This window comes from Pseudoalteromonas ruthenica (genome assembly GCF_008808095.1).
GTDB lineage: Bacteria > Pseudomonadota > Gammaproteobacteria > Enterobacterales > Alteromonadaceae > Pseudoalteromonas > Pseudoalteromonas ruthenica.
In genome coordinates, this window is record NZ_CP023396.1 from 3,145,033 (window position 1) to 3,168,019 (window position 22,987).

At 48.1% G+C, this 22,987-nt stretch carries 19 protein-coding genes; 11 read left to right on the forward strand and 8 right to left on the reverse strand.

Going from position 1 to position 22,987, the window contains the following annotated elements; all coding sequences use genetic code 11:
* Positions 1-4: 4 nt before the first annotated feature.
* The 3 genes from PRUTH_RS14830 to PRUTH_RS14840 all read right to left on the reverse strand — a co-directional run bounded on the left by PRUTH_RS14830 (position 5) and on the right by PRUTH_RS14840 (position 2,659).
* The gene (locus PRUTH_RS14830; protein ID WP_151173613.1) at positions 5-739 is read right to left on the reverse strand and encodes an SDR family oxidoreductase; all 735 of its coding nucleotides are present in this window, start codon (positions 737-739) and stop codon (positions 5-7) included.
* A gap of 40 nt (positions 740-779) precedes the next feature.
* A complete protein-coding gene (locus PRUTH_RS14835; protein WP_151173614.1) occupies positions 780-1,706 on the reverse strand; it encodes a prohibitin family protein in 927 nt (308 codons plus the stop codon).
* A gap of 80 nt (positions 1,707-1,786) precedes the next feature.
* Complete coding sequence (locus PRUTH_RS14840) at positions 1,787-2,659, reverse strand: MBL fold metallo-hydrolase (RefSeq protein ID WP_151173615.1); 873 nt, start codon at positions 2,657-2,659, stop codon at positions 1,787-1,789.
* A gap of 227 nt (positions 2,660-2,886) precedes the next feature.
* Here PRUTH_RS14840 and PRUTH_RS14845 point away from each other — a divergent pair, with 227 nt between their 5' ends.
* Positions 2,887-3,981 (forward strand): GGDEF domain-containing protein, encoded by a 1,095-nt coding sequence (locus PRUTH_RS14845; RefSeq protein WP_257220962.1) that lies wholly within the window; start codon positions 2,887-2,889, stop codon positions 3,979-3,981.
* On the opposite strand, the gene PRUTH_RS14850 is transcribed toward PRUTH_RS14845, so the two are convergent.
* Entirely contained in the window at positions 3,978-6,236 is a 2,259-nt protein-coding gene (locus PRUTH_RS14850) for a penicillin acylase family protein (RefSeq protein WP_151173616.1), read from the reverse strand. The two genes, PRUTH_RS14845 and PRUTH_RS14850, sit on opposite strands and share 4 nt — an antisense overlap.
* 153 nt (positions 6,237-6,389) lie before the next feature.
* On the opposite strand from PRUTH_RS14850, the gene ycaO reads away from it, so the two are divergent.
* The 6 genes from ycaO (at position 6,390) to folX (ending at position 15,412) form a co-directional block, all read left to right on the forward strand.
* Positions 6,390-8,150: a 30S ribosomal protein S12 methylthiotransferase accessory factor YcaO gene (gene ycaO, locus PRUTH_RS14855; protein ID WP_151173617.1), complete on the forward strand. Its 1,761-nt coding sequence runs from the start codon at positions 6,390-6,392 to the stop codon at positions 8,148-8,150.
* Positions 8,151-8,292: 142 nt separating this feature from the next.
* The gene (locus tag PRUTH_RS14860; RefSeq protein ID WP_151173618.1) at positions 8,293-12,696 is read left to right on the forward strand and encodes a PAS domain-containing protein; all 4,404 of its coding nucleotides are present in this window, start codon (positions 8,293-8,295) and stop codon (positions 12,694-12,696) included.
* 95 nt (positions 12,697-12,791) lie between these two features.
* Positions 12,792-13,622: an NAD(+) synthase gene (nadE, locus tag PRUTH_RS14865; RefSeq protein WP_151173619.1), complete on the forward strand. Its 831-nt coding sequence runs from the start codon at positions 12,792-12,794 to the stop codon at positions 13,620-13,622.
* A gap of 151 nt (positions 13,623-13,773) precedes the next feature.
* On the forward strand, positions 13,774-14,481 hold the full coding sequence (folM, locus tag PRUTH_RS14870; RefSeq protein ID WP_151173620.1) for a dihydromonapterin reductase: 708 nt from the start codon (positions 13,774-13,776) through the stop codon (positions 14,479-14,481).
* 11 nt (positions 14,482-14,492) lie between these two features.
* Complete coding sequence (gene folE / locus PRUTH_RS14875; protein ID WP_022944983.1) at positions 14,493-15,047, forward strand: GTP cyclohydrolase I FolE; 555 nt, start codon at positions 14,493-14,495, stop codon at positions 15,045-15,047.
* 8 nt (positions 15,048-15,055) lie between these two features.
* Positions 15,056-15,412: a dihydroneopterin triphosphate 2'-epimerase gene (gene folX, locus PRUTH_RS14880; RefSeq protein ID WP_022944982.1), complete on the forward strand. Its 357-nt coding sequence runs from the start codon at positions 15,056-15,058 to the stop codon at positions 15,410-15,412.
* A gap of 27 nt (positions 15,413-15,439) precedes the next feature.
* On the opposite strand, the gene PRUTH_RS14885 is transcribed toward folX, so the two are convergent.
* Complete coding sequence (locus PRUTH_RS14885; protein WP_026111116.1) at positions 15,440-15,898, reverse strand: YqaA family protein; 459 nt, start codon at positions 15,896-15,898, stop codon at positions 15,440-15,442.
* Between the two features lie 38 nt (positions 15,899-15,936).
* Positions 15,937-16,251: a DUF4870 domain-containing protein gene (locus tag PRUTH_RS14890; protein WP_045979475.1), complete on the reverse strand. Its 315-nt coding sequence runs from the start codon at positions 16,249-16,251 to the stop codon at positions 15,937-15,939.
* 268 nt (positions 16,252-16,519) lie between these two features.
* On the opposite strand from PRUTH_RS14890, the gene PRUTH_RS14895 reads away from it, so the two are divergent.
* Positions 16,520-16,990, forward strand: coding sequence for a DUF2721 domain-containing protein (locus PRUTH_RS14895; RefSeq protein WP_022944979.1), 471 nt, complete (start codon positions 16,520-16,522; stop codon positions 16,988-16,990).
* Between the two features lie 132 nt (positions 16,991-17,122).
* Complete coding sequence (locus PRUTH_RS14900; protein ID WP_045979403.1) at positions 17,123-17,572, forward strand: c-type cytochrome; 450 nt, start codon at positions 17,123-17,125, stop codon at positions 17,570-17,572.
* Between the two features lie 115 nt (positions 17,573-17,687).
* Here PRUTH_RS14900 and PRUTH_RS14905 read toward each other — a convergent pair whose 3' ends face one another.
* Both PRUTH_RS14905 and PRUTH_RS14910 read right to left on the reverse strand, forming a co-directional pair.
* On the reverse strand, positions 17,688-21,080 hold the full coding sequence (locus tag PRUTH_RS14905; protein WP_151173621.1) for a S8 family serine peptidase: 3,393 nt from the start codon (positions 21,078-21,080) through the stop codon (positions 17,688-17,690).
* 172 nt (positions 21,081-21,252) lie between these two features.
* Positions 21,253-21,888: a cytochrome b/b6 domain-containing protein gene (locus PRUTH_RS14910; protein WP_151173622.1), complete on the reverse strand. Its 636-nt coding sequence runs from the start codon at positions 21,886-21,888 to the stop codon at positions 21,253-21,255.
* 82 nt (positions 21,889-21,970) lie between these two features.
* Between PRUTH_RS14910 and PRUTH_RS14915 the strand changes: the two genes are divergently transcribed.
* Entirely contained in the window at positions 21,971-22,687 is a 717-nt protein-coding gene (locus PRUTH_RS14915) for an AzlC family ABC transporter permease (protein WP_045979406.1), read from the forward strand.
* On the forward strand, positions 22,687-22,986 hold the full coding sequence (locus PRUTH_RS14920) for an AzlD domain-containing protein (RefSeq protein ID WP_026111113.1): 300 nt from the start codon (positions 22,687-22,689) through the stop codon (positions 22,984-22,986). Before PRUTH_RS14915 ends, PRUTH_RS14920 begins: the two co-directional genes overlap by 1 nt.
* Position 22,987: the final 1 nt, after the last annotated feature.

The following is a 22,987-nucleotide window of genomic DNA, read 5'->3' on the forward strand; positions in this document are numbered from 1 at the left end:
GACCTCAAGCGCCACCACTGACGTCAATAAAAGTGCCAGTGGTGAAACTTGCTTGTTCACCGAGTAGCCAGGCAATGGCTTGTGCTACTTCGTGAGCATACCCACAACGGCCCAAGGGTAACTGCGGCCCAAGGCGATGCACACGCTTTGGTTCCCCACCGTCGCCATGAATATCAGTGGCAATCACGCCCGGGCGCACACCATTGACGCGGATACCTCGCGCAGCAACCTCTTTTGCTAAGCCGATAGTGAAGCTATCCATGGCCCCTTTTGATGCTGCGTAATCGAGGTATTCAAAGGGCGCACCCGTGCGCGCTGCAGCTGAAGACACATTAACGATAGCGCCGTTATCAGGCATACGCAGCAATGCTGCTTGAGCACATAAGAAGGCACTGGTTACGTTCACGCTCAAAATGCGATTGATGCGCTGAGCATTGAGCCCTGCCAGCGAGGTTTGCGCTGCCAAGATGCCAACATTATTCACCAAATGAGTAAGGCCGCCGCAATGCTCATCAATGGTCGCAAAGAGATGCTCTACCTCTGACTCTTGGCTGACGTCGCCAGCCACCGCGAGCGCTGTGCCACCACCTTGTTCAATTTCTGCTACGAGTGCATGCGCGGCGCGATGGTTCTTCAGGTAGTTAATAACGACTTGATAACCTTGGTCAGCCAACAGCCGGGCTGTTGCCGCGCCAATGCCACGACTTGCGCCGGTGACCAGTACGGTATGTTTATTCATAACTTAACTGCACAAAAAAAAGCGGCTAACGCCGCTTTTCTTATTTTTCTTTCATATTCCAAAGAATACCTTGGTCTGAGCCCATAACCGTAGTCGGCATCTGACCATTCCATTGCTGTGCACGCATGTACTCAACTAGGGTGGCATTATTCTTAATGGCTTCAGCTTTCTTCTGCATCGCTTCAGCTTCCGCTAAACCTTTTAGTTTAATTGCTTCCGCTTCGGCCTGCGCCTCGATTTTAATCGAATAGGCTTTACCGTCTGCTTTTGCTTTTGCGGCATCACGTTGAGCCATTGCGGTATTTACTTCACGCTGAGCCTCAAGCTTCTGGCGCTCTAGACGGTGCTTTTCAGCCGCCGCAAGGTTCTTTTCTGTTTGCTTGGTCTCGATAGATTGGATGTATTTTTGCGGCAATACCAAGTCTTCGATTTGCGCCGAGTCTAACTTCACTGGATAAGCTTTCATTTCATCAAGTAACAGCTCCTCGATACGGGCGATAACTTGCGAGCGGTTTTGAATCAGCTCTTCTGCTTTGTAACGCGCCAGCGCATCTTTTGTTGCCGAGCGAAGCTTCGGGTCCAAAATGCGATTTTCGAACTGGGTCAACCCGCCATAGCTTTTAAAAAGATCAAAAGCTTCGGTGCGGATCACTGTCCAGTTGATACTCACTTCAGCGGTTAAGGGCATTTGCTCGTGAGTAGCCGCCCGTAGCTTTTCTACGTTTTTGCGTGTGCGGATTTCTAACATCTCAACACTATCAACGAAAGGTATTTTGGTGTGTAGCCCCGGATTCACTTGTTCGGTGGCTTCGCCAAAGCGTTTAATGATGCCAACATGACCTTCATCAACGGTGTACATCGCACTCATTACCAAAAATCCGGCTAATACCATGGCAATGACAGAAATGATAAGTCCTTTTTTCTTGCCTACCGAGGCGGTTAAATCAGGTAGGTTATTATCGTTCATCCTCGTTGTTCCTTAATTACTTCACTGTAGGAACAACGAGTATAAGTTAACCATTCACATTTGTTAACTAAGCATTCATATTAATGCCCGTGATTCTCAATGGTTAAACTACGGTAAAATAAGGTGGTTACTCGCTCTTTGGGTAACCAGTTGGCGTATTCAAGCTCAAGCGCCCCGAGTGGGTCTGCCGCCAATACTGACTCGAGGTCTTGATGCTCATCAATCGCAGCCACCATCAGTGATTTCGCTTTGCTGAGCAACTGATAATATCTCTGTAGCCCTGCTTTATTGCTCATAGGCCCGTGCCCTGGGATCACCTGAGTGGAGTCATCTATTTGTGTCATCACTTGCTCAACCGCAGCTAAGATGCCGTCCACACTGCCTCCGCTATCCACATCAACAAAAGGCAAACTACCTAAATTAAAGTAGATATCGCCCATATGCACGACATTGGCGGTATCGAAAAAAATCACCGCATCGCCATCGGTATGCGCATGGGCAAAGTGTACCGCTCTAGCATGCTCGCCGTTAAAATGTAATGTTAAGTCTTGGCCAAAGCTTAGCTTGGGTAAGTACTGTGAACCCTCACCATGCTTTTGCTGCAAACGCTTATGAACATTGTGGTGGGCAATGACATGGGCACCAGATTGGGCAAACACTTCGTTGCCGCCGGTATGGTCACCATGGTGATGGGTATTGATCACAAACTCAGGCGCATTCGGGTTGAGATTTTTCAGCGCTGTTTTTATTTTTGGGGCTAACTTGGCAAATTGGTCATCAATGATGTAGGTGCCATCTTTACCTACGTGCGCGGCTATGTTACCTCCTTGCCCGAAAAGAACATGAATGTGTTCGCTCAATTGCTGGGTTTCTATTTCGACTTCTTCAGCTTGAAGTGAGACGCTCATGGTGGTCGCCACCGCTGCCGCTGTAAATAACGAGGGTAATTTCATTGTTTTTCCTGTTGATGGTGTTGTTATTACTGTAGAGAACGCAATTGTCTGCAGTTTAGTTCATATTCGCGCTTTTGGCGGCGTCACTTTGTGGCGGTAACAGTGCCCAATGACTTGTTAACAACTATCAATAGCTATATAAATCATATAGTTGACAGCCTAACAAAATTACCCTTATGCACTATACTCAATAGTCATACGATTTTTCATCGGCAGTAGGTCGTCCATTGCAGAAGCTACCCAGCAATACACACTCAGCTGAAGGTATTTTTGAGCAGGTTGAAGAGCTCAAGTTTAAGATTATTGTACGCGTTGCTATCTTCGCTGCCGCGATTCACGCCGCTTTGATCCCCGGCTTTTATGTCATCGGCGCGACTCCTTTAGCGATTTTGAACATATTTAGTACCTTAAGCTGGCTACTCGGGATTTGGTTAATTAAAAATAACCGACAAAGTTGGGGGTTAAGGGTGGTCAGCGTTGAGGTAGTGGTACATTCAATTGCCGCCTGTGCCTTTATGGGCACGGAAACGGGCTTTCAGTTTTATCTATGGAGTGTCTCATGTATTTTAATGGTTGATTACAAAATGCGAATGGGCAGTGCAGTGGGCTTCAGCCTGACCTTGATCGCTATATTTGCTGCCATATACATTTTGTTCTCCGGTGTTGCCTATCCCTATGCGTATGGTGAGTTTTTACGCTATATCGAGGTCGCTAACATTCTTGTCGCCGGAGTGCCGATGATTTATACCCTTGCACTGATCCGCCGTATCACTTTAGAACAACGCTCTACGCTCGCAGATATGGCAGCCAAGGATTTCCTTACCGGATTATATAATCGACGCTTTGCCAAAGAGCTTATGTTGAAGTTACACAATCGCTGCAGCACAGCAGAGCAACCCATGTGTGTCGCTATCGGCGATATCGATTATTTTAAGCAGATTAACGACCAATATGGCCACGAAGTCGGTGACAAAGTGCTGGTAGCACTGTCGCAAACATTACTTGAACACACTCGCGCCAGCGATGTTGTCGCGCGCTGGGGAGGGGAAGAGTTTATTATTGCCTTGCCCAATATTGATATTGATACCGCCTCGGCAAGGATAGAATCTATCCGCAGTGCCATCAAGAGCATGGACGCACGGCAGGTAAGCCCCGAATTGTCATTGACTATGAGCTTTGGTCTTAGTCAGTGGCAACCACAGCAGAGCGTGGAGGACGTTATCAACGTCGCTGATGACGCTCTGTATCGCAGTAAATCCAACGGTCGTGACCAAACGACCTTAGCGGCGTCAGCGCCAGTGACACTGACACAAGTCACCTAATCAGCAGCCCGAAATTCAATGCGATGCAAGGGCTCGCCAGGTAATAAAGACGTCGCTTGATGCTCAGCAAACTGCTGATAACCCGCCCGATAAAACGAAGACAACGGATGTGCCGATTGACCACCAGGAATAGCTAAAATAGCGTGTTCCAAACGCCCCGGTTGCGCAATAAATCGCTGTGAAGCGCCAAATTCTGGGCGCTGCACTGCGGGCATAAAGCTATCACCAAACCCGGGGGTAATTGGCATATCCAGCCATGAGCTCAGCAACGGTATCTGTTTGCTAAACGGATGCTTGAGCGCTAACGCATTCACTTTGCCCCATTGCCATTGCTGCATATCATCGCTAAAGTTGTCACGCAAACGCTGAGTCGCGAGCGCGAAGCTGCGCATCAGTAAGCTCTGTTTATCACCCAACTGCCAGCGCTGAGGCTGTGCCAAAAGCTGCCATGTGGCGGGCTCAAGGTTGCGTTTGATAGGCCCTAGAGACAAAGACTCTTGTGCTAGCGCCGACTCAATATCGGCAAACACGGTGTCCATCACTGCGCTGCGGAAGTAGCGAACTAAGGTATAGCCAATGGAATCAGTGCATGCACAGCGCCGCCAATTGCGAACCGCCTCTAAGTATGGGGAGTTAGGTTCGCTCTGCAAAGTCGTCACCAATAGCGCCTGCCATTTGCCTAAAAAACGCGCTTCGTTATCAAGTTGCAGGTCAAGGAATGCCTGCTCATCAAACTGTTCACGTGCAGCGAGACGGTCGCGGATTTGTTGCTGGCGCGCTCCTAGCGCATAGCCACCATCACCAAAGCGCTGATGCTGCTGTGCTGACATAACACGCGCGTTGGCGGTCCAAATGCGCCCCTGTTTAGGGTTCATCACGCGTGGTCGCTGCGGCTCATTACTAAACCAAGCTTGTTCAAATTGCTGCTCGGTGATGGCGGTATCACTAGGTTGAGTGCGTGCTGCAATAGCGCCCATGGGCTGCCAGCCTAGCTGGCCTTGGGCATCAACAACCACTAGATTTTGCACCGGCATACCGGCTGTATTCGCTAACTGAAAGGCTTCGGTGACCGTTTTGGTGGTGGCGAGTTCAGCTAAATCAAGGTTCAAGGCATAATCGTAATGGCCCACCCAACTAAGCGCATAGCGCTGACCACCGACTTCGCGCACCGGGCCATAATCGCTCATGAGTAAGCGATATTGATGCACACTGCCATCATCAAGGGCGATGCTCTCTTGCACCTCGACTAAATCAGCGTCGTCGCTAAGGCGAACCCAATCAGATGTGTCGACGTAGGCATTGGTGAATCCCCACGCAATGTGGTTATTGCTGCCAACAACAATGGCGGGCGCCCCCGGTAACGATACGCCTGTTACTTGGGTATCGGCAAAATTCAGCTGCGCACGATACCAAATAATGGGCACCGCTAAGCCTAAATGCATGTCATCGGCGACCATAGGTTGGCCGCTTGTGGTTAACTCCCCCGACACAGCCCAATTGTTGCTCCCCACTTCCAAACTAGGAATGATTTCCCGTATCTGAGCATGCTGCGCTGAAGCCGGCAGCAATGGAATCGTCACCTCTGGTGCCAAGAGTTCGCTGTTATCGAGTGCAGATTGATAGGATGAAGGCTGAGTTAAAAACTGCCGCATTGGCGAACCAAACTGCTGCTCAATACGCTCTAGCACCATGTCACGGGCAAAAGTACCTGCTTGCAAATCGAGGTACATGCTGTAAATCACTAATAAGCTGTCGACTGGCTGCCAAGGCTCAATATCGGCGCCCACTAACAAGTATTCAAAGGTTTTTAAACTCTGCGCCTGCTGGGCATCATTCACGCCTTGGCTATAGCGCTGAAGCAATTGCTGTTGTGCCGGTTTAAGCTGAGCATAAATGCGCTTTGAGCGTTGACGCAGTTGATGGAAACGCATTTTCTTATCCAATGGCAAAGCGGCCTCACCAAAAAGCGCACTAAGTTCGCCCGCCGCATTACGCCGCAGTAAATCCATTTGAAAGAAACGGTCTTGCGAATGGGCAAAACCCAGCCCATATGCGGCATCGGCCATTGAGTGAGCATCGACAATGGCCTGCCCTAGCGCATCGCGCTTTATGGTCACCACTTTATCAATGCTCTGACTTTGACCGCGACCATCGAGGCTTGGCAAACTGAGATATAAAATGGCATAAAGGACTGCCGTTACCAGAAGTAGCAAAACAATGACTGCTATAGCTAAGCGCTTAATCCACATCAACATAATCTGTCCATATCGAGTTTATTGTTATTCTGCCCACAGCTAGTGTATGACATTTTTTAAGCTTTGTTCGTGTTAAAGGCAAGTTACCGATATAATAACGGCCATAGTAAGATTTCTTCGCAATCAACTGCGTGTCGCTTTATTGAGAACATTATGACTGAACAGACTTTTATCAAAGGTAAAGACAGAGACTTAGAATCGTCTATCTCTACCATGCAAAACAAACTCGTGGCATTAGATATCAATGTGGAGGAGGCTTTGTGGCTGAACCCAGTGGCTAACTGCTACTCGGTCCACATCCGTGATAAAGACTGTGGGGTGATGTTCACCAATGGTAAAGGGGCTACCGATAAAGCGTGTTTAGCGTCGGCACTAGGGGAGTATTTTGAGCGTTTAAGCTGCAACTACTTCTTCGCCGATTTTTACTTAGGCGAAGAGTTCGCGAACGCCGAATTCACCCACTACCCCAGTGAAAAGTGGTTTGCCGTTGACGGCGAACAAGTGCCAGAAGGTTTGATGAATGAGCAGCTATGGGACTATTTTGACCCTGAGCGCGAACTCACCCCATCTCACCTTTATGACTTTAACTCCGGCAATACCGAGCGCGGTATTTGTGCGCTGCCATACACCCGTGTGCGCGATGAAGAAATTGCCTACATCCCCGTCAATGTCATCGGCAACATCTTTGTATCTAACGGCATGAGTGCCGGTAACACCAAATATGAAGCTCGCGTGCAAGGCCTTTCAGAAGTGTTTGAGCGCGCCATTAAAAACCAAATTATCGCTGAAGGAATTTGCCTACCCGAAATACCTGAAGAGGTGGTGAAGCAATATCCGAAGATTCACCAAGCCTGTGAAGAGCTACGCAGCCATGGGTTTCATTTGCGCATCGCCGATGCGTCGTTGGGCGGTAAATACCCGGTTATGAGTGTGACCCTAATCAACCCAGTTGATGGCTCGGTGTTCGCTTCATTCGGTGCTCACCCGTCATTTGAAGTGGCGTTAGAGCGTACCGTTACTGAGCTTCTTCAAGGCCGTCGCCTTGACCAACTCGACGTATTCCAATGCGCCACCTTCGATAACGACGAAGTAGCGTCAGCAGAAAATATCGAATTACATTTTATCGACTCCAGCGGCCTAATCTCTTATGACTTCTTCCGTGACCAAGCCGATTTTGACTTTGTGCACTGGGATTTCAGCGGCAACACCGAGCAAGAGTACCAATTCTGCACGGATCTGATCCACGACATGGGCTATGACATCTACATCATGGATTACACGCACTTAAACGTGTACGCCTGCCGTATCTTGGTACCCGGTTTATCCGATATTTACCCTGTGGATGAGCTCATCTGGCGCAACAATAATGAGGGCGCTAAATTCCGCCAGGACTTCCTGTCACTGGATCAATACGACGCCGAACAATGGCTGGAAATCTACGACCGCTTAGAAGAAGCAGGACATAGCGATATTATCCGCGCTGCTGAATTTATCGGTGTGGTGACTGATGCCGACACGCCTTGGCATACGCTGCGCATCGGCGAGCTGAAAGCGCATCTATGCCTTGCCGCACAAAGCGAGGAAGCCATTGATTGGGTCGAGTGGATTCTGCATACCGATCAAATTAGCCCAGAGCGGATTCGCTTCTTCCGCTGCTTAAAAGCGGTCTTGGAAATCAAATATGACGAACAACGAGCATACAGCACTTATCAAAGCTCATTGGCGCTGATGTTTGGTGCTGACAATGTTGAACTCGCGATTGAAATAGCAGAAGCGCGGATACAATTCCACGGGCTTAGCTTCCCAGGCTTAGCACTTGAGGGCTTCAAAAAGCACCACGCACTACTCGATGGCTACCGTAAACTACACAGAGCAAAAGCGCAGTTTTGGGATCGCCAAGTAAGCGATAGCTAAACTCTTTTGATGATGCGCCCAAAGCCTGGGCGCATTGTTCCTATGCCCGAAAAATCAGCACCTTAGCTGATATATTAATTAGACAAGCCCCGCTACTGCACTATAGTTTAAGGTGTTGTTCAACCACCGACTATCTGCAGCCATGCCACCAGCTTCGAAAAGCCGCTTTTATGCCATTGCCTTTTACGGCCTAATAGCCCTAACCTTGGCTGTGGCTATATTCCTCGATCACCTCAATTATCAAAAAGCTGAACAACAATATCGCCAAGATGTACGGGAAGTAGCACAAAGTTATCGCAGCCGATTACAGGCACTGATGACCGCCAATATTCAACTTGTACGCGGATTAATACCGGCCATCGCTGCCCAGCCCAACCTCAACCAACAACAATTCAGTGTCATTGCACAAAGCCTGTTTACCAGTTCTAAAGAACTGCGCACCATAGGTGCAGCACCGGATATGGTTATTCGAATGACCTACCCTCTCAAGGGTAATGAGGGAGCCATTGGCCTCGATTATATGGCCACCCCCAGTCAACGTGATGCAGCCTTGGCCGCTAAAGAAGGTGGAGAAATAGTCATTGATGCCCCCGTTAATTTAGTGCAGGGCGGTGTTGGCATTATTGCTCGACTGCCCATTTATCTGCAGCAGCCGAAACAAGAGTTTTGGGGGCTGATATCGGTCGTGCTCGACGCCAACAAGGTCTATAGCAATGGCGGACTCGTGCAATTACAAGAACAATTCAATGTCGCCTTGTATAAGCGTAATCCTGATAAACACATGTTTGGCGATACCGCTATTCGCTATAGCGACCCCATTGAACTATCGATTAGTCTACCTAATGATACTTGGTATTTGGCAGTCCAACCGCAAACGGGCTGGCAACCTCCGTGGGAGAGCTTTGGCTATGCGCGCATCGCGATTATTTTAACCACCTTGTTAGTGGTACTGTTTTTAGCTTGGCTTCGAGCCTTATTCTTAAAACTCATGGTCAATGAGCAGCGTCTTCAAGCGTTATTCGACCTTTTTCCGCTAGGTATCGCGTTATGTGATGCCAAAACGGGCCGCTATATCAATGCTAATAAAGCCTTACTAAACTCGCTCGATACCCACTTACAACAGCTAAAACAACAACACTTCGCCAACACTCTGCGCTTCAACGAGCGCACAGTACCGGCCTTAGATCAATTGCGTCATGGTCAACATATTGTTGCGGGAGAAGCTCTGTGGCAAAACAACAGTACCTTCCCGGTGAATGTCAATGGAGTGCAATTTACCAATGCTCAGGGTGAACCTTTTGTGTGGTTACTCATTGAAGATTTGCGCGAAAAGAAGGCGACACAAGCAGAAATACTTGAAAAGAGTCAGCGCCTAGCATTGATCGTTGAGAATATCGGTGTTGGAACTTGGGATTGGCAAGTACAAAGCGGCGAAGTGACGTTTAACGAGCGTTGGGCGCAAATCATTGGTTATGAGCTCGAAGAGCTCACCCCCATTAATATTGATACTTGGCTCAATCACACCCACCCTGATGACTTAAAAGAATCAGGACTGCGTTTGGAGCAACACTGGCAGGGACAAAGTGAACAGTATGTATGTGAAGCCCGAATGCGTCATAAATTAGGCCATTGGGTGTGGGTTCTGGATACCGGCCGAGTCATTGAATGGTGCGACGATGGTCGACCAAAACGTATGATTGGCACGCACTTAGATATTAGCTCACAAAAGTCGACTGAGGCGGCACTGCGCCATGCTAAGCAAGAGATCGAGCGCTTCTTTGAGCTCAGCGCTAACTTTATGGCTATTCTCAACGTACATGGCTTTTTCGAACGCGCCAACTCACGCATATACCGGGGCTTAGGCTTTACAGCCAGTGAAATACTTGCCAAGCCGCTGCTCGACTTTGTCGCCTGTGATGATAAAGAGCGCGTACAACAACAATTTGATAAGTTGAGCCAGCAGGACAATGAAACTCAATTTGATTGCTACTTGCGTACCCACTCACACAAACAGCTGCTGTGCCGTATTAACTTGGCTCTGGATCAAGAGAATAGCAAGATTTATATGGTTGCTAGCGACATCACTGAGCAGCAACGAATCAGCAAGCAGCTGTTGACGCATAAACAAATGCTCGAAGCAATGAGTACCCAGGCGCGCATTGGCGCATGGGAGCTGAATAACGATACTAACCACGCGTTCTGGTCCAAAGTGAACCGCGAGATTCATGGCGTCGATGACAGCTACCTGATCACCGCAGATAATCTTTTTCACTTTTTCACACCCAGTTCCCAATCCCAGCTAAATACGCTTATTACTCGCACTATTAATGACCGTCAGCCGTTTTGTACTGAGCTACAGATAGTCACAGCTCAAGGTGCTAAAAAGTGGGTACGCGTGCGCGGTGAAGCGGAGTTTGACCAGCAACGCTGTATTCGCATCTTTGGCTCTACCCAAGATATAGATGGCGAAAAGCGCGGCCAGCTCGCGCAACAGCAATTAGCACAACGTAATAGCGCTTTAGCAGGGCTCACGGTCGATGACGCGATTCTCAATGGTGATTTAGACGCGGCTAAACACATTATCACCCGCATGGTCAGCCGCACCTTAAACACCCATAGGGTCAGTATCTGGTTGTTTGACGATGCCCATCAAGAAATGCATTTACTGTCACTGTACGAACAAGAGAAAAACAGCCATAGCGAGAGCGGTGTATTAGTCGGTGAGCAATACCCAACTTACTTTAGCGCGATACAAAAGCGAGCGGTATTAAGCATCAGTGATGCCCACAACGATCCGCTGACCAGGGAGTTTTTACAGGACTATCTGCAGCCGCTCAATATTCATGCGCTTCTCGACTGTGCCATTCCGGGGCGCCATGGCATGGTCGGTGTGGTGTGCGCAGAACAGCTTCATGAACCGCGTGTATGGAGTGAAAATGATGAAAACTTTCTTATTGCTATCGCTAATATCATCGGTGGTGTCTATGCCAACCACGAAAGACAACTAACGGAAATTGCCCTTCGCAACGCGAAAAATAAAGCTGAGCATGCGGCGCTCGTAAAAAGTGAGTTTCTTGCCAGTATGAGTCATGAAATACGTACGCCGATGAATGGCGTATTGGGCATGTTAGAGCTACTGGATCACAGCACATTAAATGACTCGCAGCATCATCACCTGCAACTAGCCCGCTCTTCTGCCAACACCTTGTTAAGTATTATCAACGACATATTGGATTTTTCTAAAATTGAAGCGGGCAAGGTAGAAATTGAACATATAAGTTTTGATATTCACCAAGTGTTGTCACAGGTTGTTGAGTCGCTAGCCTTGAAAGCACAGCAACAAAACAACCGTTTATATCTGGATGCGCATCAGCTACCACAGCAAATAGTTGAGGGTGATCCCAACCGCTTGCGACAAGTGCTGGCCAACTTGTTATCGAATGCGATTAAATTTACCGAAGACGGTGAGATAACGATTACCGCAACACTCGATGAGCATGGGGTATTTACCTGCAGTGTCCAAGACACCGGTATTGGTATCTCTAAGCAAGCTCAAGCGCAATTATTTGATGCCTTTACCCAGGCTGACAGCTCCACCACCCGGCGCTTTGGCGGCACCGGTTTAGGTCTTGCCATTGTCCGTCAGTTATGTCAGCTCATGCATGGCGATGTCAGTGTGAAAAGCACTGTGGATCAAGGCAGTACATTTACGTTCTTCATTCAACTGGAAGCCGATGAGCAATCTACCATCACTCAACACCTGGTGGGTGAGCACGTGGCTATTTTCTGTCATGACCGCCAAGAGAGTACCCTCGCTCGGCAACACTGTGAGTTGATGGGAGCAAAGGTCACCTGCTTTACGGATGGCAATGACTTGCTTGAGCATTTGGCTAACCAAAGCGTCGAGCGCCTCATTATCGATGCCGAACCGCTATTAAAAAATACCCACGAGTTACAGCATCGACTGAAAAGCACGCTTAGCGAACAATGTCAGCTGTTGGTCTTAGCGAATATGGAGCAAACTAATGAAGTCAGCGAGCAATTGGAATTTGAACACTTCCGATTGGCGTTTCATCCATTAACTAGCTTTGATATTTTCAGCGGTTATACGCGCTCAGAAGAGACTGGTGCGCAGCAGCTCTCAGGGACTATTAACTGTTTGCTTGTAGAAGATAATCAGGTCAATCAAATTGTTACCTCATCCTTATTGGACAAGCACGGTTGCAACTACGAAATTGCCAATGATGGACAACAAGCGATAACACGCTTGCAACAGTGTCCTTCGGGGTATTTTGATGTGGTGCTGATGGATTGCCAAATGCCCATTCTTGATGGCTACCAAGCAGCCACTCAAATCCGCCAAGGCAAGGCCGGAGAGCAACATCAAAACATTGCGATTATTGCCCTGACCGCCAATGCAATGGAGGGCGACAAGGAAAAATGTTTGCAATCGGGTATGAACGATTATTTGAGTAAGCCCCTTAAGCCAGACGCACTCTACGAGAAGCTGACCATCTGGGCACATATGGCACCGCCGTATGAATAGCGCGAAGCAAAATAGCACCCCCGAGGTCGGCGCTTTAATTTTTTTGTAAATGCTTACATAATAGCTGCTTACCATCTTGCTCAAGCGGGGGAATTATGCGAGCCGAAATCGTTGCCGAAATGAAAGTGCAACCTAGCATTGATGTCCAACAAGAAGTTACTCGTCGGGTGTCATTTTTAAAACACAAGCTTCAACAAGCCCACTGTCGCACCTTGGTGCTTGGCATCAGTGGCGGTGTTGATTCCTCTACTTGCGGCCGTCTTTGCCAGCTTGCCATTGAAGAGCTCAACGCCGATCACGATACTGAACAATATCAGTTCATTGCCGTGCGCTTACCTTATGGTGTGCAAGCCGACGAGGATGAGGCGCAGCTGGCGCTCGACTTTATTCAACCCAGTCAGCGTGTTACCGTGAACATCAAACCCGCTACCGACCATATGCATGAACAGGTGCTAAGCAGCCTCGCTGGCAGTGATTTAAGTTTACCCGCACAAAGCCATATTGATTTCGTTAAGGGCAATGTCAAAGCGCGCCAACGCATGATTGCCCAGTATGAGCTAGCGGGTCTACATCAAGGTTTAGTCGTTGGCACCGATCATAGCGCGGAGAACATTACCGGGTTTTATACTAAGTTTGGGGATGGTGCGTGCGATCTAGCGCCGCTGTTTGGCTTATCTAAACGCCAAGTACGCGCGCTTGCTCAACACCTCGGAGCGCCTGACGCCTTAGTTACCAAGGCACCGACCGCCGACTTAGAGTGCGATCGCCCCGGCCTCACAGACGAAGAAGCGCTGGGCTTGAGTTATGACCAAATCGACGACTTCCTTGAGGCGAAACCCTTAAGTGCAGAAATAGAGCAACGCATAATCGCCATATATCAGCGCACTCAGCATAAGCGCCAACCGATTCCGACCATTTACGATTAGTGCACATAGCCCATGTCAGTACATGGGCTATGACTACAACAAAACTAACCTCAGGCGTAAATGATCGACCGCTCTCGCCCATGCGTAAACACTGCAATCCTTTTGTCATTTGTTTATAGTAAGAGCAGTTCACGCTTAAACTGAAGAAGTTATGTCCTTTCCAATTTTAATAACCGGGGCCGGACAACGTATAGGTCTTGCCCTTGCCCAGCATTTTGTAGCTGAGCAGCACGATGTCATTATTACCTACCGTACTCGGCACAATGCAGTAGATGAGTTAGCGGCGCAAGGTGTTACTTGTATTCAAGCAGATTTTAGTGACGATGAAAGCATTATTCACTTTATCAATGAGTTACGAGTCCATACGCCAAAGTTACGCGCTATTATTCATAACGCATCAAGTTGGGATAGTGAGAGTAAAAACGACGACTACGCAGCCTTGTTTGATAATATGATGCGTATTCATGCCAAGGTACCTTACCTTATCAACCAACATTGCCAAGACATGCTCGAGCACAGCGATGGCTATAGCGACATTATTCATTTAACCGACTTTGTGGTCGAGACAGGCAGTGCCAAACACCTTGCCCACGCAGCCAGCAAAGCGGCATTGGATAATTTAACTAAGTCATTTGCGGCCAAGTACGCACCACATATCAAAGTGAACGCTGTTGCCCCTTCGCTGATTATTTTTAACGAGGGCGACAGTGAACAGTATAAACGCAAGACATTACAAAAATCCCTCATGGGCATTGAACCTGGGTGTCGAGAAATTATTAATGCTGTCGAGCTTCTGCTAACCAGCGACTATATAACCGGACGCAGCTTAGCCGTTGATGGCGGCCGTCATCTAAAGTAATTGAGAACATTATGCACGACGAATTAAAACAAAGTTACCAACAATTAATCTCCGCCGTTGGCGAAGACCCTCAACGCGAAGGCCTACTAGATACCCCCAAGCGTGCAGCCAAAGCCATGGAGTACCTAACTCAAGGCTACCGTCAGACATTAGCAGAAATCACCAATAATGCGGTGTTTACCTCTGATGCTGATGACATGGTTCTGATCCAAGATATAGAGCTTTACTCAATGTGCGAGCATCACCTGTTACCCTTTGTCGGCAAAGCACATATTGCTTACATTCCCGACGGGAAAGTCTTAGGGCTTTCGAAGTTTGCCCGTATCGTTGATATGTTTGCCCGTCGCTTCCAGATCCAAGAGCAATTGACTCATCAAATCGCTCAAGCAGTTGAAGAAGTCACTGGCGCCAAAGGCGTTGGCGTGATCGTTGAAGCTAAGCACATGTGTATGATGATGCGTGGGGTCGAAAAGCAAAACTCTAAAATGCGTACGTCAGTTATGCTTGGTAATTTCCGCACTGATCCGAAAACGCGCAATGAATTCCTGCAGCTAGTGAAGAATTAGGACACACCATGACCAACGCCATTATCAATGTTACTAATCTCCGGCTAAGAACCTATATTGGGTTCAACCCCGAAGAACGGGAAAAAAAGCAAGATGTTGTGATTAATATCGAGATCCACTATCCGGCAGATAAGGCGTGTACCAGTGATGAGGTGCAAGAAGCACTCAACTATAAGACTGTCACCAAGGAAGTGATCGCACTGGTAGAGCAAGGACAGTTTTTACTTTTAGAAAAGCTAGTCGCGGATATCTTAGCGCTCTGCCACCAGCACCCTAGTGTGCATTACGCTAAAGTACGGGTGGACAAGCCACATGCGTTGCGATTTGCAGACTCTGTATCGTTGACCTTGGATTGGCACGCTTAGCTGTCTAGCTATGATTAAGCACTCGCATTAATTGGCGAGTGCTTCCCCCCCGCCATACAATGACTGTATGCCAAGAGCCATCAATATAACCACCCAATACCGCACGCCTTTACCGATACTGACAATAGCAACAAACAGCCAAAACCGGACCCGAAAGATACCACCTATCACGGTGAGTGGATCGCCAATCACCGGCAGCCATGCGAAAAATAGGCTATACACACCGTAACGATGAAAACGCCGTGTCGCTTTTTCCATCGCTGCGGCTGAGACCGGAAACCACTTTTTGTGCTGAAAGCGTGTAACTTGGGTCCCCAAGGCATAATTGACACAGCTACCAAGAACATTCCCAAGTGTTGCAAACAACCATAACAACACTAGGTGATAGCCCCCTTGCGTCACCATCGCAGTAAGTACCAATTCCGATGAGCTAGGTAGGAGCGTTGCCGACACAAAGGCGGTTAAAAATAAACTAAAATAGGCCAGCAAAACGCTCCTGTATTGCTATTTTGTATGTCTAATGCTTATAAAAACTTAATACACAGCGGATACTTAAATTCTTTGCCTTCGTAGGCTTTGATGCTAGCAATAATCACCATTACGAACGAGAAAATGGCGACTAAAGGCAGTAGCACAACCCCAATAGCAACAAAAATAAGTAAGAAGCAGACGATGAAAGCAATAAGCATAGTTAGCTGAAAGTTCAATGACGCGCGGCCATGACGGTCAACCACTTCCATCTCATCTTTTTTCACCAACCAGACAATCAACGGGCCAATGATAGATCCAAATGGCACTATAAAACCCGCGAGTGCGGCTAAGTGACACAGCATCGCCATGGTTTTCTCATCATTGCTTTGCTTGTTGTTATTGTTTGCCGGTGGCGGGGTGTCATTCTTCTCTGGTAATACGGGTTCCATATTCTCTCCTGCTTTATGGGTTTGGTATTCAGATTCGCAGGTTTTCTTGCTTGTGTCTAGATACCCGCTCGGTATTAATAACAAACCAGATGCGTATAGGTTGGCTCTGTGAGGACAGCCTAAGCATTGGTATTACGGCGTATTAGCGCTAGACTAGGGCTCTTGTAATATCATCGTCGGAGTTAACGTGGGTACTGAAGTTGTTAATATTTTAACCATGGCAAAGGTCATTCAAACAGCCGTCGCTCCGGTATTTCTAATCACAGGGATTGCGGCCACCCTTGGGGTACTATCAAACCGCTTGGCGCGGATCACCGACCGTGCTCGTGCCTTGGAGAGAAAACTAAAAATCAGCAGCGATGAAGAGTTTAATCGCTCACTAGCAACTGAGCTGCGCGCCCTGTTAAAGCGTGCGCGTTGTATTCATATCGCTTTTAGTTTCAGTGTGCTCAGCGCCACCTTAGTGAGCGCTGTCGTTATGCTGTTGTTTATGGCAAATATCCAAGCCATTAACCTTGGTACTGCTATTGCTGGGTGCTTTATGGTCGCGATGCTGCTGCTTATATTGGCATTTATCGCGTTATTAGGAGAAGTCTTTTTAGCGACTAGAAGTATGCGCAGAGGCATGATATTCGCAGACATTGATCTCGGAGAATAACCACAATTGCACATACCTTCAGCGTTTAGTAGGACTTATTAGTCATTGCAGCGATTATTAGCACACTTGCTCTTGTGTTCACTGCCCTGCTTAGGTAAAAAGAAGGTTGTTTTACGAAAAGGGGCAAATGGAATGAAACTAAAAACATTATTGGCGGCGACTCTGATCGCCACATCGGGTTCAGCACTAGCAAACTCCGTGTTCGAGAAGCCGGAAGATGCGATTGAGTATCGGCAGTCGGTCTTTTCATTGATCCGGGTGCAAATTGGTGACATGGGCGACATGCTTAAGGGTAAGGTTCCTTTTGACGCGGCACGCTTTCAACAACGCGCAGATAACGCTGCAGCGCTATCACAAATGCCTTGGGAAGCGTTCACTGCGGGCTCAGATCAGGGTAATACCGATGCCTTAGCAGCCATCTGGGAAGACAAGGCCACCTTTGATAAAAAAGCCAACTCCTTTGCGCAATATGCCCAAGAACTTGCTGTTGCTGCTAAAAGTGGTGATAAGAAGCAAATCGCTCCTGCTTTTAAAAACTGGGCGAAAGGCTGTAAAGATTGCCACAAGTCATTTAAAGACTAAACAAACCCGCTCATGGCGGTATCAACCAGTATGAAGCTCAAGCTGATTACCATGCTGGAACACCTATAAAAAACGGCGCCTTCAGGCGCCGTTTTTATGTCCATAGCTCAACGAATTAGCTGCGACGACGACGCAACCACATGAGTGGTGCCATCAGTAGCGCTAGCCACCCTAATGAGCCCGAGCTAGTGCTCTTCTTCACAGGAACTTGAGGCTGTGGTTCTGGTTGCTCAGATGCTTCATCAGCTAGGTTAGTGACATTGACCATCACCGTTGCCGTGTTAGAAATATTGCCGCTGGTATCTGTGGCAACAACTTCAAACATTACCTGTTCAAGACCACTGTCGTAATCAAGCTGTTCGGCATTGGCCACAACGACCTCACCATCGCTGTTGATATCAACGGCGGTCGAGCTTGAGCTCACAACAATAAACTCTGAAATAGCGCCAGCAAAGGTCGCATTTCGCTCAGCGGTAAGTGTACCAATAACCGTACCTTGTTCGGTGTTTTCATCTACCGAGAACTGCGCATCAGCCAAACTAGGCGCCACTTGCATATCATTGCGCGGTGAGGTGACAACGGCTTTGGCGCCATTGGTAGATAGAATAGTGAAGTTAGCATCAGCAAATAAGAACTGTGCACTTTCCCCAGGAGCAATACTCTGTACTTCATCACCCTGAGCATCTACTGCCATTGCCACAATTTGTGCAGGTGCGAAGTTATAGTTACCTTGAGCAGTATCAACGGCGTTACTGCCACCTGTTGGGAAGTTATCAGGTGCGGTTCTGAAACGTACCGTAGCATTGACATTGCCCAAGTCCGCCGCAGTCAGACCATAATCACCAATACAATTTTGCAGTGTTACGTAGTTAGTCGCACTGTCGAAGTACAAGTTGCTCAGATTACCGCTTAATTGACCATAAGGCGTTGTAAAGGTAATAGGTGTAGGTGTCGCGCCGCCAAACAGTGAGTAGTTTAGCGAGTGGGCTGTGACATCCCAGCGGCCATCACCATCCATATCAAAATCTGCGGCGAAGCCACCCATATCAGCGTGGGCTACAGGCTGGTCAACAACCAAAGTTGTAAATACGCCATATCCTGATTCACAGAACGAGGCTGGTACAGCCAATGTCTCGACACTGCCAGCTACAATATCTAAACGACCACCATCACCCACTGTGTCTGTTACTGTATTTTCAACAATCACCGGTGTGAGCTCCGCAGCACCTTGGTTGTGCAGTGTATAAACAACACCTTGCTCACCTTTTTCGGCGCTGATCACAGGTTTTGCCGCTGCACGTGGAAGTACATGATAAACCAAATGCAAGGCCTGTTCTCCACCTTCACTAAAGACCAACGCACCATCTAGCTCTGAGTCTGTCAGCAACTCAGTCGCTGCTAAGGTGTCAATATTGCTGCCACTTAGCTGCCACTCTGGTAATGTTGTAGGGTCAATAGTCATTGCCACTTCAAACTCGACGGATTGGCCCGCCGGAATAGTCACTGAAGTGGGATACTCAGCCATTAAGCTACCGCGTTCAACATCGTCTGCAAAACGCTGCTCTAAACTGAGCTCATATGTCTTAGCACTGCTTGAGAAGTTTTTAACTACCACGGTTTTAGTCATCGTGGTTGTTTCACTTAAGCTTTGCAGCCCGAATGACAGCGCAGCTTGATGCGTGTCTTTTGCCCACGCAGCTACCGGTAGGTTCGCAGCCTTTTCTACGTCAACCAAACCAGAGCCAATGGCGCTAATCGGTGCCATTGCTGCGTTTTCATCAAGCGCACGTGGGGTGACGGTAACATCAAGGTTTGCTGCATTCATCAAGGTTGCTTTAAGTTCCATCGCGTTGCGCTCTGGTAAAGCCTCTTTAAGCATACTGATAGCACCAGCAGTAATTGGGCCTGAGAATGACGTGCCTGTTGCTCCTGAAAGCCCTGTGCCTGTGCCAGGCTCGGCGGTCATGATATTAACACCGGGGGCAGTGATCTCAGGTTTTAATAGGCCGCTGACCGAAGGTCCACGAGAGGTGAAATCGGCCATCGCACCAGGAGTTGCCACTAACTCAGAGGAAATATTGAAGCTAGCGCCGCCTTTTAATTGCGTCCCAGTGGCAAAAGTAACCCCTACTGATGGAATACTCACTGCTTCATCAAACCCGCCCATAGGCGCAGGCGTGCCATCATCAACGTTATTGGCGATAATAACAAAAGCAGCACCCTTAGTTTGGGCAGCCAGTACTTTATCAGTGAAGTTACAGCCACCACGGTCCACCACTACAGCCTTGCCTGTAAAATCAACACCTTCAGCAAAAGGCTCACAAGCGGTTTGGTTGGCATCTGGATAAACCAGCTCAATGTCATCGCTGCTAAAGCTGAACGCACCTGGGCCAAAATTGGCGCCCTGAATGACAGCTTCTTCGCCTGCCACTGTGCCTTCAGCCACACGAGTCTCATCCGTTGGGTGAGTCATGGCTCCCACAGAAAGTGCATTTTCAGTGGTGCTTGGGCCACCAACGATAAATGGATATGCGCCATCGTTGCCGGCAGAGATAACCACACTTGTACCTAACTTGGCAGCGCGATTAATAAATAGGCCTACCGCATCTTCCGCAAGGTCACCGTAGTCGCCACCTAAAGACATGTTAACCACATCAACGCGGTCTTCAATATCCATGTCGCCATTGGGGTCCATCGCTGATTCTAGCGCCAGTAATTGTGCAAGTCCTGGACAACCACCGCCACACACCGAATACACAAACAATTCTACATTAGGTGCAATCCCCGTTACCGAGTGTGAAACATGTGTACCGTGGCTCGTGCCGAAGTCAATCGGATCGGCATCATCATTAAAGTAGTCATAGCCACCTTTAACAATACCTTGCGGCCAAGTTACCGTCGTGGGATCAGCAGTGGCTGCGTCATAAGCCGCTTGCGTACCCTCACCACCAAATACTGCGTGGGTATAATCAATGCCGGTATCAAGCACTGCCACTCGAACTCCTTCACCAGTCGCGATTTGGCTCTCAACTAAGGGCGTTGCTTTGATGTAATCAGCACTATCAGCAACATTAAGCTCATAGTCGTAAACCGGGTAGATTTCTTTCACATCCTCGTGCGCCAGCACTTTTCTCACTTCAGACTCATCGCCGTTAACAACAAGCGCATTAACCAGCTTAGTGGTGCGTGTGATCACATTGAGGTTTAAATCGGCGCTTTGAATATTACTTAATACGCGCTCTTGCGCTTGCGAGATATGCGCACTTTGCGTGGCTTGCTGATCTTTGCTTACTGAAAACATCGGCTCACTGTTAAGCTCAATAAGCCAAGATACAGCACGTTTGTTCTGTTTTTTAATGTCGCCAAGTTGGCGCTCAATTTTGCTTTGATGCTGCGGTGTAAAAATTTTATTCTGTGGTTCTAGCTCTGAAGCTGCGACTTGAGTGCTAAGCAAGGCAGACGACACGCCCAGTGCTAATGCACTCAATTTGAGTTTATTTGAAGCCATAATTTTCCTCTGAAAGACATCATTATTGTTGTTGTTCAATTGCAACTATAATGAAAACAAAAAGAGGGGCAAGATTAAATTAATGTAAAATTATTATAAGTGAGTTGGAAAGCGGGCTATGCCCGCTCAATGGACTTTCAATGGACCTCATGAATATGTAACAAAGTATGTTTTAAATAAGACTTACGAGCGGCTCGTAACCCCAAGTACATAACAGCGCAGCCAGTATAGCTGCAAAAACCACGAACGCAGGCCAAGCAGGCTTGACTACCGCTGTTTCTTGCAATGCATTATTGCGACCGGTGATCATCGCTGGTACCAGTCTTTTACCTTTCAATGCATAAATCACAATAGCAGCAATATGCAAAGCAATGGCGGCTAGGATAAAGTCAAAGTTTTGATGGTGCACGGACGAGGCCCACTCAACCCAATCGTAAGATACATATTGGACTAAAGGACCATCGGTAAGAATGTCGTCTGTGGTCATCAATCCGCTGAGCAGTTGCACCAATAACAGTGCAAAAAATAGCAACACCATATAGCTGCCCGCCGCATTATGCCCGGCCACTTGTTCGCTTTGTCTTAGCGCCCTAAACACGGCTTTAGGTGAGTGTAATAACTTGTGCAAACGGGCACTTTCGCTACCAAAAAGCCCCCACAATAAACGAGTCGCAAGCAATGCTAAGGTAATGTAGGCGAGCACAAAGTGCAACTCCATCGCGCCCTCCTCCGCAGAGAAATAGAGGCCAGCAATACACAGCACTAAACTCCAATGAAAAAAGCGTATAAACCCATCCCAAACTTTCATTTTTGACTCCTTAACTTGGCAATATTGCGATTATGCCAAACTCTGTGTCATGCTGCGTGCTTGATCGTAAAAAACTTTGCTTATGTCTGCTGTTACAAACGCTAAAAACCGAACCCGCTTACATCGACTGGCCTTTATCAAAGGTCAGCTCGATATGTTACCGTTAAACTTAGCGGTTTTACCTTGGGGGCTATTGTGTGGCTCGTTAGCGATGCAAAACGGCTTCAGCGCCTGGGAAACACAATTGATGTCGTTGTTGGTCTTTGCCGGCTCGGCGCAACTGGTGGCCATCGAGCTTATCGCTGATCATACGCCACTGCTGACACTGCTGTTTACGACCTTCATTATTAGCTCTCGCCACTTTCTCTATGGTCTGGCAGTACGCCAAAAGGTGATTAGCCAACCGCTGCGCTGGCGCTTGCCCGTCAGCTTCGTGTTAACCGACGAGTTATTCGCCTTTTCCCACCACCGCAAGGCATATCAAACGAAAACACGCCTTATTTATGCGCTCAGCGCTGGCTTTAGCTTTTATGTGGCCTGGAATATATGGACTCTATTGGGCATCTTGGCAGGCCAACTATTACCCGATTTAACCAATTTAGGCTTAGACTTTGCCATCGCCACTACTTTTATTGCCTTGGTTGTGCCCACCATAAAAAACAAAGCAACCTTAGCCTGCGTGGTGATCACCGGGATTTGCGCCGCCACTTTCAAAGCTTGGGGGCTGGAACTCTGGTTGGTACTTAGCGCCCTAAGTGGTATGACGGTGGGCTACATGGTCAGTAAGGATAGCCAATGATACTGACGACCATAGTGCTTATGGCATGTATCACCTTTGCCAGCCGTTACCTGTTTTTACATCGCGCCTTACCCTTTCGGGTCGGGCCCAAATTGCAGCGCTTTTTAAGCTTCAGTGCGCCGGCGGTACTGACCGCTATTTGGGTGCCCATTGTCCTCCTTCCTGAGGGGCAGTGGCATATTAGTTATCGCAATCCTTATTTACTGGCCGCCGTACTGGCCATTATTGTTGCTTATCGCAGTAAAAGTATCTATCTCACTACCTTAGTAGGGATGGCTGCTTATTTTCTGCTGCGCTGAA

Coding starts and splice junctions, on each gene's coding strand:
- PRUTH_RS14830 (WP_151173613.1), bottom strand. CDS start 739: ATGAATAAACATACCGTACTGGTCACCGGCGCAAGTCGTGGCATTGGC.
- PRUTH_RS14835 (WP_151173614.1), bottom strand. CDS start 1,706: ATGAACGATAATAACCTACCTGATTTAACCGCCTCGGTAGGCAAGAAA.
- PRUTH_RS14840 (WP_151173615.1), bottom strand. CDS start 2,659: ATGAAATTACCCTCGTTATTTACAGCGGCAGCGGTGGCGACCACCATG.
- PRUTH_RS14850 (WP_151173616.1), bottom strand. CDS start 6,236: ATGTTGATGTGGATTAAGCGCTTAGCTATAGCAGTCATTGTTTTGCTA.
- ycaO (WP_151173617.1), top strand. CDS start 6,390: ATGACTGAACAGACTTTTATCAAAGGTAAAGACAGAGACTTAGAATCG.
- PRUTH_RS14860 (WP_151173618.1), top strand. CDS start 8,293: ATGCCACCAGCTTCGAAAAGCCGCTTTTATGCCATTGCCTTTTACGGC.
- nadE (WP_151173619.1), top strand. CDS start 12,792: ATGCGAGCCGAAATCGTTGCCGAAATGAAAGTGCAACCTAGCATTGAT.
- folM (WP_151173620.1), top strand. CDS start 13,774: ATGTCCTTTCCAATTTTAATAACCGGGGCCGGACAACGTATAGGTCTT.
- folE (WP_022944983.1), top strand. CDS start 14,493: ATGCACGACGAATTAAAACAAAGTTACCAACAATTAATCTCCGCCGTT.
- folX (WP_022944982.1), top strand. CDS start 15,056: ATGACCAACGCCATTATCAATGTTACTAATCTCCGGCTAAGAACCTAT.
- PRUTH_RS14890 (WP_045979475.1), bottom strand. CDS start 16,251: ATGGCGATGCTGTGTCACTTAGCCGCACTCGCGGGTTTTATAGTGCCA.
- PRUTH_RS14900 (WP_045979403.1), top strand. CDS start 17,123: ATGAAACTAAAAACATTATTGGCGGCGACTCTGATCGCCACATCGGGT.
- PRUTH_RS14905 (WP_151173621.1), bottom strand. CDS start 21,080: ATGGCTTCAAATAAACTCAAATTGAGTGCATTAGCACTGGGCGTGTCG.
- PRUTH_RS14910 (WP_151173622.1), bottom strand. CDS start 21,888: ATGAAAGTTTGGGATGGGTTTATACGCTTTTTTCATTGGAGTTTAGTG.
- PRUTH_RS14915 (WP_045979406.1), top strand. CDS start 21,971: ATGTCTGCTGTTACAAACGCTAAAAACCGAACCCGCTTACATCGACTG.